16 protein-coding genes are annotated in these 13205 nt (G+C 58.5%); 11 read left to right on the plus strand and 5 right to left on the minus strand.

The genetic code is table 11. The features are described 5' to 3' along the window. Window positions 1-98 precede the first annotated feature (98 nt). From ACR0AA_RS14260 to ACR0AA_RS14310, 11 genes are all read left to right on the plus strand, one after another. On the plus strand, window positions 99-629 hold the full coding sequence (locus ACR0AA_RS14260; protein ID WP_480664765.1) for an ester cyclase: 531 nt from the start codon (window positions 99-101) through the stop codon (window positions 627-629). A gap of 12 nt (window positions 630-641) precedes the next feature. Continuing rightward, the gene (hisD, locus tag ACR0AA_RS14265) at window positions 642-1970 is read left to right on the plus strand and encodes a histidinol dehydrogenase (RefSeq protein ID WP_480756291.1); all 1329 of its coding nucleotides are present in this window, start codon (window positions 642-644) and stop codon (window positions 1968-1970) included. Further along, on the plus strand, window positions 1967-3019 hold the full coding sequence (locus ACR0AA_RS14270) for an ester cyclase (RefSeq protein WP_480756292.1): 1053 nt from the start codon (window positions 1967-1969) through the stop codon (window positions 3017-3019). Before hisD ends, ACR0AA_RS14270 begins: the two co-directional genes overlap by 4 nt. Continuing rightward, window positions 3019-3783, plus strand: coding sequence for an SDR family NAD(P)-dependent oxidoreductase (locus ACR0AA_RS14275; protein ID WP_480664762.1), 765 nt, complete (start codon window positions 3019-3021; stop codon window positions 3781-3783). Before ACR0AA_RS14270 ends, ACR0AA_RS14275 begins: the two co-directional genes overlap by 1 nt. Then, window positions 3783-4826 carry a LacI family DNA-binding transcriptional regulator gene (locus tag ACR0AA_RS14280; RefSeq protein WP_480664761.1) on the plus strand — a complete coding sequence of 348 codons (1044 nt, stop codon included), beginning with the start codon at window positions 3783-3785 and terminating at the stop codon, window positions 4824-4826. The genes ACR0AA_RS14275 and ACR0AA_RS14280 overlap by 1 nt, the downstream gene beginning before the upstream one ends. After that, window positions 4823-5812: a nuclear transport factor 2 family protein gene (locus ACR0AA_RS14285; RefSeq protein ID WP_480664760.1), complete on the plus strand. Its 990-nt coding sequence runs from the start codon at window positions 4823-4825 to the stop codon at window positions 5810-5812. The genes ACR0AA_RS14280 and ACR0AA_RS14285 overlap by 4 nt, the downstream gene beginning before the upstream one ends. 192 nt (window positions 5813-6004) lie before the next feature. After that, a complete protein-coding gene (locus ACR0AA_RS14290) occupies window positions 6005-6970 on the plus strand; it encodes a cupin domain-containing protein (protein WP_480664759.1) in 966 nt (321 codons plus the stop codon). Continuing rightward, a complete protein-coding gene (locus ACR0AA_RS14295; RefSeq protein WP_480664758.1) occupies window positions 6967-7569 on the plus strand; it encodes a class I SAM-dependent methyltransferase in 603 nt (200 codons plus the stop codon). The genes ACR0AA_RS14290 and ACR0AA_RS14295 overlap by 4 nt, the downstream gene beginning before the upstream one ends. 10 nt (window positions 7570-7579) lie before the next feature. Then, window positions 7580-8704, plus strand: coding sequence for a cobalamin-independent methionine synthase II family protein (locus tag ACR0AA_RS14300; RefSeq protein ID WP_480664757.1), 1125 nt, complete (start codon window positions 7580-7582; stop codon window positions 8702-8704). Next, window positions 8701-9396 carry an alpha/beta fold hydrolase gene (locus ACR0AA_RS14305; protein WP_480664756.1) on the plus strand — a complete coding sequence of 232 codons (696 nt, stop codon included), beginning with the start codon at window positions 8701-8703 and terminating at the stop codon, window positions 9394-9396. Before ACR0AA_RS14300 ends, ACR0AA_RS14305 begins: the two co-directional genes overlap by 4 nt. Beyond that, window positions 9393-10088: an RraA family protein gene (locus ACR0AA_RS14310; protein ID WP_480664755.1), complete on the plus strand. Its 696-nt coding sequence runs from the start codon at window positions 9393-9395 to the stop codon at window positions 10086-10088. The genes ACR0AA_RS14305 and ACR0AA_RS14310 overlap by 4 nt, the downstream gene beginning before the upstream one ends. A 44-nt stretch (window positions 10089-10132) precedes the next feature. Here ACR0AA_RS14310 and queF read toward each other — a convergent pair whose 3' ends face one another. From queF to ACR0AA_RS14335, 5 genes are all read right to left on the minus strand, one after another. Beyond that, entirely contained in the window at window positions 10133-10597 is a 465-nt protein-coding gene (queF, locus tag ACR0AA_RS14315) for a preQ(1) synthase (protein ID WP_480664754.1), read from the minus strand. 17 nt (window positions 10598-10614) lie between these two features. Further along, window positions 10615-11316, minus strand: a complete 702-nt coding sequence (gene queE / locus ACR0AA_RS14320) for a 7-carboxy-7-deazaguanine synthase QueE (protein ID WP_480664753.1) — start codon at window positions 11314-11316, stop codon at window positions 10615-10617. Further along, entirely contained in the window at window positions 11313-11666 is a 354-nt protein-coding gene (queD, locus tag ACR0AA_RS14325) for a 6-carboxytetrahydropterin synthase QueD (protein WP_480664752.1), read from the minus strand. Before queD ends, queE begins: the two co-directional genes overlap by 4 nt. Next, window positions 11666-12364, minus strand: coding sequence for a 7-cyano-7-deazaguanine synthase QueC (queC, locus tag ACR0AA_RS14330; protein WP_480756293.1), 699 nt, complete (start codon window positions 12362-12364; stop codon window positions 11666-11668). The genes queD and queC overlap by 1 nt, the downstream gene beginning before the upstream one ends. Window positions 12365-12483: 119 nt before the next feature. Next, a complete protein-coding gene (locus tag ACR0AA_RS14335) occupies window positions 12484-13203 on the minus strand; it encodes an aspartate/glutamate racemase family protein (RefSeq protein ID WP_480756334.1) in 720 nt (239 codons plus the stop codon). Window positions 13204-13205: the final 2 nt, after the last annotated feature.

Consider the following 13205-nt stretch of genomic DNA (forward strand, 5'->3'; position numbering starts at 1 on the left):
CGCGCCACCCGGCGCTGAACAGGATGCCCAGGGATTTTCTGAGCATTGGGGCCTCACTCCCCAATCTCTCCCCCTTGGCAACCTGAAAGGATAGTAAAATGAAAGGTTCCCGCCCCGAACAAGCAGTCCTGAGCCGCGACACGGACCTCAGCAAAACCGAAGACACGCGCCGCGTGATCGAAACCATGGTGGATGGCCTCAACGACCACCGCATTGACGACATCGGAGAGTTCTTTTCCCAGGGATTCCGCTGGATGGGCAATCAGGGCTGCGGCACCAAAACCGGCCTGAAAGAGTTTCAGGATAACTGGCAGCGCCCGTTTCAGGCCGCGTTCTCGGACAAGACCTGCATTGATGAGGCGCGCCTTTACATGGGTGAATGGGCGGCTGCCTTCGGCCGACAGGAAGCGACCCATTCGGGTGAGTTTCTGGGCATCGCACCAACCGGCAAGCGGGTCGAGATCCGCTACATGGATTTCTGGAAAGTGGTCGATGGCAAGATCGTCGACAACTGGGTGAACGTCGATTTTGCGCATGTCGCGGCACAACTGGGCGTTGACCTGTTCAAAGGCGAAGGCTGGGAAGCATTTGACCGGGGAGAGAAGACTCCGCCCCGGCCCGAAAACTGAGGATTGATGAAAATGCCTATCGAATATCTCAAACGCGGCAAGTCTGATGCTGACCGGGCCGAAGACGACGCCAAAACCCGTGCTGTGGTCGAGACAACGTTGAAAGACATCGAAACTCGCGGCGATGCCGCCGTGCGCGAACTGAGCGAAAAGTTCGACAATTATTCTCCGCCGTCTTTCCGCCTGTCGCAGCAAGAGATTGATGACCTGATCGGTCAACTGACGGATCGTGAATTGGCCGACATCAAGTTCGCGCAGCAGCAGGTGATGAATTTTGCCCGCGCGCAACGCGCTTCGATGACGGATATCGAGGTTGAAACGCTGCCGGGTGTCATCCTTGGCCACAAGAATATCCCGGTTCAGTCGGTCGGCTGCTACGTCCCCGGGGGCAAGTTTCCGATGGTTGCGTCGGCGCATATGTCGGTGGCCACAGCTTCGGTTGCTGGTGTTCCCCGAATTATCGCCTGTACGCCTCCATTCAATGGCAAGCCCAATCCGGCTGTGATTGCCGCGATGCATTTGGGCGGCGCGCATGAGATTTACGTTATGGGCGGCATTCAGGCTATTGGTGCAATGGCGCTAGGTACCGAGACCATCGATCCAGTGCATATGCTTGTCGGTCCCGGCAACGCCTTTGTCGCCGAGGCCAAGCGCCAATTGTTCGGCCGCGTGGGAATCGACCTTTTCGCGGGACCAACGGAAACCATGGTCATCGCCGATGACACTGTGGATGCTGAAATCTGCGCGACAGATCTGCTGGGTCAGGCCGAGCACGGTTACAACAGCCCCTGTGTTCTGCTCACCAACTCGCGCAAACTGGCCGAAGGCACCCTGGCCGAGGTTGATCGCCTGCTGGGCATCCTGCCGACCGCAGGGACCGCGCAAGTGTCATGGGAAGATTATGGCGAGGTCATCGTCTGCGATACCTATGATGAGATGCTGGCCGTCGCCGACGATATCGCTTCGGAACATGTGCAGGTGATGACCGACCGGGACGACTGGTTCCTCGAAAATATGAGCTGTTATGGCGCGCTGTTTCTGGGTCCGCGCACCAATGTCTCGAACGGGGACAAGGTGATCGGGACAAACCACACTTTGCCGACGAAGAAGGCCGGGCGCTATACCGGTGGTCTGTGGGTCGGAAAATTTCTCAAGACCCACAGCTATCAGAAAATCCTGACCGATGAGGCGGCAACGCTGATCGGCGAATACGGTTCGCGCTTGTGCATGCTTGAAGGATTCGTTGGCCACGCCGAACAATGCAACATTCGGGTACGTCGTTATGGCGGTATCAATGTCCCCTACGGCGAACCCGCGCCCTACCGGGATGCCGCCGAATGAGCGACAAACACACGCACCACAAAGCCCTGATCGAACCGCTCAGGGCTGCGATGTACGATTTTAGCGAGGCAGGCGTTCATTCGGCCTTAGCTAGCATCACATCGCCGGGCGCTGTGTTCCGTTTGTGCCATCCCTTTGGCGACAGCATCGGTAGCGACGTGTTCTACGACTCCGCTTACAAGGCGTTGCTGGACGCTTGGCCCGATCTTGAACGGCGGGATTACATCGTCATGGCCGGGCCGGATGAATTCGGGGCAGACTGGGTCGGATGCGGTGGTTACTACACCGGCGTTTTCACGGGCCCCTGGCTCGATATCCCACCGACCGGTCATCAGGTCACGATGCGGTTCCATGAATTCTACCGCTTCGAAAACGACAAAATTGTCGAGATGCAGGCGCTGTGGGACATTCCCGAAGTGATGATGCAGGCAAATGCCTGGCCTCTGGCACCAAGTCTGGGGCGTGAATGGCACGTACCCGGACCGGCCACCCAGGATGGGTTTGTTCCCGGGCCCTATGACGCGGCGAAGGGCAAGCAAACCTGCCAGCACATCATCGACATGCTCAATCATCTGAAAAAGCATCCGTCGGAAGGCGGACCTGAAGTGATGGAGATGCAGCGTTTCTGGCACCCCCGCATGAACTGGTATGGGCCTTCCGGGATCGGAACCGGGCGCGGGATCGCGGGCTTCCGCAATTGGCATCAAATTCCGTTTCTGAACGGGATGCCGGATCGCGGGAAATACGTGGAAGACATCACGTATCACTTTTTCGGGGATGGCGAATACGCGGCGGTAACCGGCTGGCCCAACATGATCCAGACCGTCACCGACGACGGTTGGCTGGGCATTGCGCCGTCGGGCAAGAAGATCACCATGCGCAGCCTCGATTTCTGGCGTCTTGAAGACGGTAAGATCCGGGAAAACTGGGTTCTGGTCGATCTGTTGGACGCGTACCGACAGCTTGGCGTTGACGTCTTTGCCCGTCTGCGAGAATTCAATAAGGCCCGAAATATCGGGCGGATTGAAATACCGGATGGAATGAACTGATGACTGAACTACCGCGCACCCCGTCGTTTTCCCTGAGCGGAAAATCTGCCCTTGTGACCGGAGCCTCCTCGGGCATCGGGCAGGGCTGCGCGGTGGCTTTGGCCGAGGCAGGGGCACATGTGGTTTGCGCAGCCCGAGGCGAGGGTCGGTTGAACGATACCGTGGCCGCCCTGCAAGAACAGGGTTGGTCCGCCGAAGCGTGTGTGTTGGATCAAGGTGACCTTGCGGCGGTAAAGCGACAATTCGAAACGCGCTCCTTCGACGTCGTGGTCAATTCGGCAGGTGTTGCGCGCCACGGCCCTGCTGTTGAAACAACGCCAGAGGATTTCGATATTGTCACAGGAGTAAACCTGCGTTCGGCCTACTTCCTTTCGGCCTACGCCGCGCGCGCTTTGATAGATGCCGGGAAGCGGGGGTCCATCATCCACATTTCCAGCCAGATGGGGCATGTCGGGGGGGTCGACCGCGCACTCTACTGCGCGACCAAGCACGGGCTCGAAGGCATGGTCAAATCTATGGCCATCGAATGGGGAAAGCAGGGTATCCGGATTAACACGGTCTGCCCGACCTTCATCCGAACACCGTTGACCCAATCAACGTTCGACAACCCTGAACGCGCCGCATGGATCATGGAAAAGATCAAGCTGGATCGCGTGGGGGAGGTCGAAGACATCATGGGCGCTGTCCGCTACCTCGCCTCAGACGCCTCAGCCTTGGTCACAGGCACCTCGATGTTGATTGACGGAGGTTGGACGGCAGACTGATGGCTGAAAAAGTAACATCCCTTCAGGTCGCCCAGCTTGCCGGTGTCAGCCAATCCGCAGTCAGCCGGGTTTTTACGCCCGGGGCGTCGGTCAGCAAGAAGACCGAAGAGAAAGTTCGTAAGGCTGCATCTGAACTTGGCTATCGTCCCAACGTTTTGGCGCGTGCGATGGTGTCGGGCAAAAGTCGCATCATCGGGTTGGTGGTCGCCTATCTGGACAACTATTTCTATCCCGAAGCGCTTGAGAAGCTGTCCAATGCCTTGCAGGAACAGGGCTATCACGTTCTGATCTTCATGGCCTCCAGAACCGCCGGAAACATTGATGACGTGATGGAGGAAATCCTCGACTATCAGGTCGATGGCGTCGTTCTGGCATCTGTTGCGATGTCTTCCGATATTGCCACCCGGTGCCAGCAGGCAGGCGTGCCCGTGGTTTTGTTCAACCGCAGCCAGGACCTTGACGGGATCACGTCGGTCACGTCTGACAACTATGCCGGTGGTCGCAAAGTCGCGGAATTTATGATCGCGGCCGGGCACAGTCGTATCGCCTATATCGCCGGTTGGCAGGGTGCCTCAACCCAGCGAGACCGCGAGGCCGGCTTCCGCGCAGCGCTCAGCGATGCGGATCAAGACCTGTACGCCCATGAAATCGGAGATTTTCACACCGAGAAGGCGCGTTTGGCTGCGCGTCGGATGTTCGATGTCGAGCCGCAAAAACGACCGGATGCAGTGTTCGTCGCCAATGACCATATGGCGCTCGCCGTCATGGACGTCATCCGTTTCGAATTGGGAATGCGGGTACCCGAGGATGTGTCCGTAGTTGGATACGACGACGTCCCACAGGCAGCTTGGCTTGCCTATAACCTCACCACCATTCGTCAACGGGCCAATCTGATGGTTGCCGAGACTGTCGACGCTTTGATGGATCATATTGGAAACCCGACAGCCGCCACAGCACGAAAAGTCGCGATTGATGGGCCACTGATCGTGCGCACATCAGCACGGTTGCCCAAAGGCTGGACTCCGCAAAGGATGAAATCATGAAAGGCTTTGATCCCAAATTCCGGGATTTTCCCGACTATATCATCGGCATCACCAAAGAGATTTGGGAAGACCGGGGTATTGCGACCCTGCACGACTATTACAGCGAAGACATTGTCGTGCGATCGCCCGGTTCAGTGGTGCTGGGCAATCAGAACGTAATCGGTGCGACCATGGCGACACTGGCCGAGTTTCCGGACCGGCAATTGCTGGGCGAGGACGTGATCTGGTCCGGCACCCCCGAAGAAGGGATGCTGAGTTCTCATCGTATCATCTCAACGGCCACGCATCTGGCCGAGGGCGTTTATGGCAAGCCAACCGGAACAAAGCTGCGTTATCGGATTTTGGCCGACTGCCACGCCATCGACAATCAGATCAATGACGAGTGGCTGATCCGTGACCAAGGCGCCATCGTGCGCCAAATGGGCTGGGACCCCAAGGAATATGCCGCCGATCTGATCGTCCGCGAGGGCGGCCCGGACAACTGCGTCAAACCCCTGACCCCCGAAATCGATCAGCCGGGTCCGTACAAGGGCCGCGGAAATGACAACGAGTGGGGCCATCGCTACGCCGACATTCTGACCCGGATCATGAATGCCGACATGGGCGCGATCGAGTCCGAGTATGACCGGGCCGTTCAGTCAGAATATGTGGGCGGCGTGACCGGACATGGCTGGGATGCAGTCGACCGTTTCTGGATGGGTTTGCGGGCGAGCTTCCCGAATGCCAAATTCAAGATCGAGCACCAGATCGGCCGCGACGACCCGGATATGCCACCCCGCGCCGCGATACGCTGGAGCCTTTGGGGCAAGCACGACGGTTGGGGCGTTTTTGGTGCGCCAACCGGCGCGCAGGTCTATGTCCTCGGTATCAGCCATGCGGAATTCGGCGCCCTGATTGGCGGCCAACCGCAATTGCGCCGCGAATACACTTTGTTCGACGAAACTTCGGTCTGGAAACAGATCCTGGTGCAGAGTGAGGAAGCCTGAGTGGCCCGCCCGGTCGCATATCGCATACTTGTGGATGGCCTGCGTGAGACCGGGACCCTTCGGCGCTACCATATGCACCGCCAAAGCCTACGTGCCCGGCGTTTGAACCTGCGTCCGCCGGGAGAGTGAGCGTGCGCGCTGCACAAGCACGCGAACCATCTTTCCTGAAAACGTAGCATCGGAACTTACAAAATGTCGAAATCAACCATCTCTTCCCGCATTGTTCGCTATGGTGAACTCCAACCGTGCAAAACCGCATTCATCGACGCCCACACGCCGGGCAGCGATCAGAAGGAGAACTTCACGATCATTGGCGGCGGTGTCTCGGAATCCCCGGATCAGCACGTGCACATCACCGACAAGATCGGCTTCAATATAGGCGCTGCGGGCCAGCCGCCGAAGTGCCGAAACTCTCTGCATAGCCACACGACGGCCGAGGTGTTCTTTGTGGCCAAAGGTCGTTGGCGGTTTTTCTGGGGGCGTTATGGAACGGCGGGTGAGTTCATTGCCGAGGAGGGCGATATCTTCGACATCCCGACCGGTATCTTCCGTGGTTTCGAAAACGTTGGTCAGGACTATGGCATGATCATGTCAATCCTTGGGGGTGACGATGCGGGCGGCGGTGTAACCTGGGCTCCGCAAGTGATCGAAGACGCGCAGGCGCATGGTCTGATGCTGGGCGACAACGGCGTTCTTTATGACAGCAAAAAGGGTCAGGAACTGCCTCACAATGTCCGCCCAATGCCGCTGCTGTCCGAGGAGGAGTTGAAAAACTACCCCGAGGTTCCGGTCGAAGAGGTCGTCGGAAAGTACGTCGCGCGCTATTGGGATTTGATGGCGTTGTCGGCCAACAAGCCCGCGCCGGTGATCGGTGAGAATAGCCTGATCAAGGACAAGCCCGGTTTCGAGGTCGACTTCCTTGGGCGTGGGTCCTGTATGACCGAGCCAGTGGCTGCAGATAAACCAGTTGTTCTGATGCCGGCCAGCGGCCATTGGCGTCTTTCGATCGACGGATATGAGGTTACCTTGTCCGCTGGTGATACAGCTTTGGTTCTTCCCGGCGAATCCTATAGCGTTCAACCCTCAATGACCGGGCAGGCAGGCCTGTACCGGATCACCGCAACCGATGACCCGGCAGGAGCGACCTGGACAGGATGAATGCAGACCCGCAAGACACCCATGCCGTCTATGAACGGCAAGCAACGGAATACGATAAGCGCCGTTCAAAGGCCTTGTTCGAAGCGCGCTGGTTGGCGCGCTTCACAGCCAGCCTCAAGCCTGGAGATCACGTGCTGGATCTGGGCTGTGGGGCCGGCGATCCGATTGCGCGCTGGTTCAAGGCCGAAGGCTTTGATGTCACGGGTGTCGATTTTTCCGAAGCGATGCTTGCCATTGCCCGCGACCGTTGGCCCGATGGCGATTGGCGGTTGGCCGATATGCGGGAGTTCGAATTGGGTCAGAAATTCGACGGTATCATCGCATGGAACAGCTTCTTCCACCTGACAGCGGAAGAACAAAAAGCCTGTATTGCCCGTATGTCCGACCACTTGCGATCTGGTGGCATGCTGATGCTGACCGTCGGTCCGCGTGCGGGCGAAGTTAGCGGCACGGTAGGCGAAGAGCTTGTCTATCACGCCTCTTTGTCGCCCGCTGACTATGCCGTGTGTCTGGAAGAAAACGGGCTGCTGATGACCGGGTTTCTGGCCGAGGATCCCGAAACCCAAAGCCATACTGTTCTGATGGCGCGAAAAATCTGAGGAGGCTCTGATGACCGTCAAAACCACACATGTTGGGTCTCTGCCACGTACGCAGGAAGTGGTGGACTTCATCTTCGCCCGCGAAAATGAAAAACCTTACGGCACTGACGCCTTTGATGCCTGCATGACCGACGCGGTCTCGGAAACCGTGCGCAAACAGGTCGAGGCCGGGGTCGACATCGTCAGTGACGGCGAGACCTCGAAGATCTCGTATGCGACGTATGTGAAGGATCGCTATACAGGCTTCTCGGGTGACAGCCCGCGTAACGCGCCGGCCGATCTGAAAATGTTTCCCAGCTTTTTGCAACGGTTGGCCAATGATGGCGGTACGCCGCAATACGCGCGTCCGATGTGTACCGGAGATGTGCGCTCGAAAGGGCAGGGCGAGCTTGAAAAGGACATCGCCAATCTGAAGGCGGCGATGGCGCAGCATGGTGCCGAGCATGGGTTCATGAACGCCGCATCGCCAGGCGTTGTTTCCCTTTTCCTGCAGAACGATTTCTACCCCACGCGTGAGGCCTATCTGGCAGCGCTTGCCGACGCCATGAAAGAGGAATACGAAACTATCGTGGCAGCCGGTCTGGATTTGCAACTGGATTGCCCTGACCTGGCCCTTTCGCGCCATATGTTGTTCACAGACCTCTCGGACGACGAATTCGTCAAGATAGCCGACATGCATGTCGAGGCGCTGAACCACGCGCTTGAGAACGTTCCGCAGGATCGCGTTCGCGTTCACATCTGCTGGGGCAATTACGAGGGGCCGCATTGCTGCGACATCGCGATGGACAAGGTGTTCAGTACGCTGATGGCGACCAAGTCGCGCTATGTGCTGTTCGAAACCTCAAACCCGCGTCACGCGCATGAATGGACGGTGTTCCGTGATCGCAAAACCGAGATACCTGATGACAAAGTTCTCGTTCCCGGTGTTGTCGACACAACTACCAACTTTGTGGAACACCCTGAACTTGTAGCCCAACGGATCGAACGGTTCACCGCCATCGTCGGTGTGGATCGGGTGATCGCTGGCAGTGATTGCGGTTTCGGAACTTTTGCGGGGTTTGGCGCGGTCGACCCTCAGATCGCCTATGCCAAGCTGGCCGCGCTGTCCGAGGGGGCAAAGCTGACTTCGGCATGACACCCTTGATCCTTTTGCCGGGCATGATGTGTGATGCCCGCCTCTTTGGCCCGCAGATCGAGGCATTGTCCAGCCGGATGCCCGTAATGACTTTTCCGTTGTGCGGTCACGATAGCGTTCAGGACATGGCGGCTGATCTGTTGCGACGCGCGCCATCAGTCTTTGCGCTGGCTGGCCTTTCGATGGGCGGTATCGTAGCGATGGAAGTGCTGCGGCAGGCTCCTGAACGTGTGGAAAGGCTGGCGCTGCTGGATACCAATCCACTAGCCGAAAAGCCCGAGGTCAAATCCCGCCGCGGCTCCCAGATGGCGGCGGTGGGCGAAGGTCGGTTGTGGCACGTCATGCGCGACGAGATGAAGCCGAATTACTTGGCCGACGGCCCGCGCCAAGGGGCCATTCTGGATTTGTGCATGGCGATGGCCACTGATCTGGGGCCGGATGTTTTTCTGCGTCAGTCGCAGGCGCTGATGGATCGCCCGGACCAGCGAATGACGTTGTCGGCCTATCCCGGTAAAACGTTGGTTCTGTGTGGGCGGGAAGATGGACTTTGCCCGGTTGAACGCCATGAATTGATGCATGACCTGCTGCCAAACAGCAGTCTCGAAGTCATCGACGGGGCAGGTCACCTGCCCACATTGGAAAAACCAAATGAAACGACAGCGGCTCTGATCCGCTGGTTGGAGGACACATGACGCCGTCCCTTTTGACTTTGCTCCGCGAGGTCGACACCCCCACCGTTTGCAACGCCATCGAAGTGGCGCAGGGCAAGCGTGGGTTCGACAGCTTCACCCGAGGCACCATGCTGTGCTCGGCACCTGATGAACCCGCTATAGTCGGGTATGCCCGGACAGCAAAAATCGCGGCGGTCAATCCACCAACCGAGGCGGCGGACGTCATTAAGACCCGCCGCATGGCCTATTACAAATACATGGCCGAAGCGCCCGGCCCCTCAGTCGCCGTGATCGAGGACGTGGATTATCCGGATTGTATTGGTGCCTATTGGGGCGAGATCAACACGACGGTCCACAAGGGGTTCGGTATGTCCGGAGCCCTGACAAATGGCGTTATGCGCGATCTCGGCGACGTGCCCGAAGGATTCCCCGTGGTCGCCGGGTCGGTGGGGCCAAGCCATGGTTTTGTTCATGTGCGCGAGATCGACACGCCCGTTTCGATCTTTGGCCTGACGGTCAATCCGGGTGATCTGATACACGCTGACCGTCACGGCGCGCTGGTTGTGCCCGAGGATGTGGTCACCCAGCTGGAAGGGGCAATCCAGAAACTGCTGACGACCGAGCGCATTGTTCTGGACGCGGCCAGTCAGCCGGGCTTTGACTTCGAAACGTTTCAGGCGGCTTGGGCAGCGTTCGAAAAAGCCAGAGTCTAAACTCCCGGCTTGTGGGTTTCGCCCACCGCCCAACTCTTACCGTCTTAACCGCGCCCGCGGTATGGGGGCACGCCTTGATCGGGAATCCAGACGCCTTCGGGCATTGGACCGGTTTGCCAGAACACGTCGATCGGAATGCCGCCGCGCGGATACCAGTATCCGCCGATGCGCAACCACCGGGGCTCCAGGAACTCTTGCAGGCGGCGCGCGATCGAAACCGTGCAATCCTCGTGGAACGCCCCATGGTTGCGGAACGAGCCCAGAAACAGTTTGAGCGCCTTGCTTTCCACCAACCACTGATCGGGCACATAGTCGATCACCAGATGGGCAAAGTCGGGCTGCCCGGTCATCGGGCAGAGCGAGGTGAATTCTGGCGCGGTGAAGCGCACATTGTAATCCACGTCTGCCTGCGGGTTCTGTACCCGCTCCAGCACGGCTTCTTCCGGGCTGGCGGGCATTTTCGTTTCACCACCCAGTTGGGTGAGGTTGCTGTAGATACTGTCGGTCATCTTGTCTCTCCTGCGGGTCAGACGCCGCGTTTATTGCCCCAGACCAGAACGTGTAGCTGAGGCAGAATGCGTGGTGTGAACCATCCGGCATTCAATGTTTTGTCGATCAGCCATTCCAAGCGGTTGGTGGCATTGGTTAGATCAACAGGGCTGGAGGGGTCGGTTTCAGGGTTGCCGGGCTGCAGATACAGCGGCAGGTCCGGATACTGATCGGCGACGTCGCGAGCCCAGTTGAAATCGGCGTCGTCAAAGACCACGATTTTCAAGGCCGTTTGATCTGGACGCTCAGCCAGGCAAGCTTCGAATGCGGCCCAGTTCATCTCCTCGCCACTGCTGGGCGGCTTCGGGCTGAGTACCAGAATTGCAAGGTCGGAAAACCACGGTTTGGCGATCGAACCCTGAGTTTCGCATGCAAAAGCATAGCCTCGAGAAACCCCATGCTTGATCAGCGGGCCAAAGTCCTGAATGGCAGGGTTGCCGCCAGACAGAGACACGGTCAGGGGCCGTCCACCTGAAAGACGCTGAACCTCCGCCCAGATGGCCTCAGTCTCCATCGCGGTCCAATCGTGGCGATAGGCGCTATCTACGGCATGCAGACTGTCGCACCAACTGCAGCGAAAATCGCATCCGCCCGAGCGCACAAAGACCGTCGGTTGGCCAATAAGCGCGCCTTCGCCCTGTACTGTGGGGCCGAAGATTTCGGAAATCCGTAGGGTCATGGGCGATACTCGGCCCAGGTCTTGGGTGTTTCGGACACTCGGACCGCAGCGGTTTCAGGCCACCGGTCAAAACACCAGTCAAAGAAATGCCGCGCGAGGTTTTCCGCAGTCGAGACCACGTTCAGCGCTTCATTCAGGTGCCGGTGATCAAACTCGTCATCGATATAGGTCTTGAGCGGTTTGAGCTCGTGATAATCACGCACGAACCCGTCGGCATTTAGATCCTTTCCGGCCAGTTCGACCACGACAATATAGTTGTGCCCATGCATGCGGGCGCATTGGTGGTCTTCCGGCAGGTGTGTCAGCTGGTGCGAGGCGGAAAAGTGGAACTCTTTGGTGATCCGGTACATCAGACCTGTGCCTCTGCAATGGCCGATTTCCAGAATTCGGCGTCTTCGTACTCGGTGGGGTCCGGTACGCCGGCCAAATCGAACGCCTCGCGCCGCTCGACACAGGTGCCGCAACGGCCGCAGTGAACATCGCCGCCCTTGTAACATGACCACGTCTGATCGAACGGAGTGCCTACACGCGCGCCCTCGGCAACAATATCCGCCTTGCTGCGGTGAACGAAAGGTACGTGCAGCGCCACATCCGCATAGCCGTCCAGCGCAGCTCGCTGCATGGCATTGAAAGCGCCCGTAAACGTGGGGCGGCAATCAGGGTAGATAAAGTGATCACCGCCATGCACGGCAGCAGCAACCGCGTCGTCCCCCTGCGCGGCAGCCACACCATATGCGACTGTCAGCATGATCGCGTTGCGATTGGGGACGACGGTTACTTTCATTGTATCTTCCGCGTAGTGCCCATCCGGTACGTCAACGTCGTCGGTCAGGGCTGAGCCGGTCAAAGACGCTCCGACCGACCGCAAGTCGATTACGTGATGGGGTACGTTCAGCCGTTCAGCACAGGCCGCCGCGAAAGAAAGTTCCTTGGTGTGGCGCTGGCCATAGTCGAAGGACACAAGCCGCGAAAGATGCCTGTCCGCCGCCAACACATGTGCCAGCGACACGGAATCCAGTCCGCCTGAGCAGACCAAAGTAGTTTTCATTTTTTCAGTCCTTGTTTTGATAGCCGGGTAGGCTGCGACCGGCGGGCGGGACGCATAAGGACTTTTGGCGACAAGCGCAATGCACGTCTTGGTGCGTTTTTTGAACGCGGGCGCTTTGGTCAGGCCTCAGTGAAGCGCGGCGGCACGAGTCCGGCCTGAAACCAACTGACCAATGTCACAATGGAAAAGACCGGCAACCCCGTCGCTTGCCGAATATCTGCGGCGTACGGGCACATATTCGTGCACTCCAAAACGACGGCGCCAAGGTCAGGATTTTCGGATTGCAAGGCCAGCGCAGCGTCAACGTTGTCTGTGCGCGCCTTGTCGACGTCCAATGTCAGTTCGTTCCCCAGAATCGCGCGGGTGAATTCGCTCCCGCCTTCTGTAGTGCCGATGGGTGTCCCGTCGGGCACCTGGGCGCTGCGCAGGTGATCTTTGGTTAGCGTGGATGCTGATATCGTCAGAATACCAGCGCGTTTCCCGGCGGGAAGAATGCGGTTCACCATGTCGACCTGCATCAGCGAGGATGTCACGACCGGGACCGGGACCGCCTCTGACAGTTCTTGCTGGAACAGGGACAGGAATCCGCAATTTGTGGTGATGCCATCTGCACCATCTTTGACCAGTTCGCGCGCGGCGTCGATGAACGCATCCAGCATACCTTCGGCCCTGTGCCGGACCACCCGATCCGGCGAGGCTTCCCGCACGATGCGGTAGAGCACCGGAAACGGCCATGTCAGCGCATTCCCCATATCGCCGGGGATTCGAGGGAATTGGGCATCCAGCATGAGAATGCCAACAGATGCGCCGTATATGGATTTTCCGCCTTGCGCGATCATCA

The sequence above is a fragment of the Ruegeria sp. CE8 genome (assembly GCF_056537465.1).

Excerpts from the sequence above, each read along its gene's own strand:
- ACR0AA_RS14295 (WP_480664758.1), top strand. The coding sequence starts at position 6,967 with ATGAATGCAGACCCGCAAGACACCCATGCCGTCTATGAACGGCAAGCA.
- queE (WP_480664753.1), bottom strand. The coding sequence starts at position 11,316 with ATGACCCTACGGATTTCCGAAATCTTCGGCCCCACAGTACAGGGCGAA.
- ACR0AA_RS14300 (WP_480664757.1), top strand. The coding sequence starts at position 7,580 with ATGACCGTCAAAACCACACATGTTGGGTCTCTGCCACGTACGCAGGAA.
- ACR0AA_RS14335 (WP_480756334.1), bottom strand. The coding sequence starts at position 13,203 with ATGATCGCGCAAGGCGGAAAATCCATATACGGCGCATCTGTTGGCATT.
- ACR0AA_RS14310 (WP_480664755.1), top strand. The coding sequence starts at position 9,393 with ATGACGCCGTCCCTTTTGACTTTGCTCCGCGAGGTCGACACCCCCACC.
- ACR0AA_RS14260 (WP_480664765.1), top strand. The coding sequence starts at position 99 with ATGAAAGGTTCCCGCCCCGAACAAGCAGTCCTGAGCCGCGACACGGAC.
- ACR0AA_RS14280 (WP_480664761.1), top strand. The coding sequence starts at position 3,783 with ATGGCTGAAAAAGTAACATCCCTTCAGGTCGCCCAGCTTGCCGGTGTC.
- hisD (WP_480756291.1), top strand. The coding sequence starts at position 642 with ATGCCTATCGAATATCTCAAACGCGGCAAGTCTGATGCTGACCGGGCC.
- ACR0AA_RS14305 (WP_480664756.1), top strand. The coding sequence starts at position 8,701 with ATGACACCCTTGATCCTTTTGCCGGGCATGATGTGTGATGCCCGCCTC.
- ACR0AA_RS14290 (WP_480664759.1), top strand. The coding sequence starts at position 6,005 with ATGTCGAAATCAACCATCTCTTCCCGCATTGTTCGCTATGGTGAACTC.
- ACR0AA_RS14275 (WP_480664762.1), top strand. The coding sequence starts at position 3,019 with ATGACTGAACTACCGCGCACCCCGTCGTTTTCCCTGAGCGGAAAATCT.
- ACR0AA_RS14270 (WP_480756292.1), top strand. The coding sequence starts at position 1,967 with ATGAGCGACAAACACACGCACCACAAAGCCCTGATCGAACCGCTCAGG.
- queD (WP_480664752.1), bottom strand. The coding sequence starts at position 11,666 with ATGTACCGGATCACCAAAGAGTTCCACTTTTCCGCCTCGCACCAGCTG.
- queC (WP_480756293.1), bottom strand. The coding sequence starts at position 12,364 with ATGAAAACTACTTTGGTCTGCTCAGGCGGACTGGATTCCGTGTCGCTG.
- queF (WP_480664754.1), bottom strand. The coding sequence starts at position 10,597 with ATGACCGACAGTATCTACAGCAACCTCACCCAACTGGGTGGTGAAACG.
- ACR0AA_RS14285 (WP_480664760.1), top strand. The coding sequence starts at position 4,823 with ATGAAAGGCTTTGATCCCAAATTCCGGGATTTTCCCGACTATATCATC.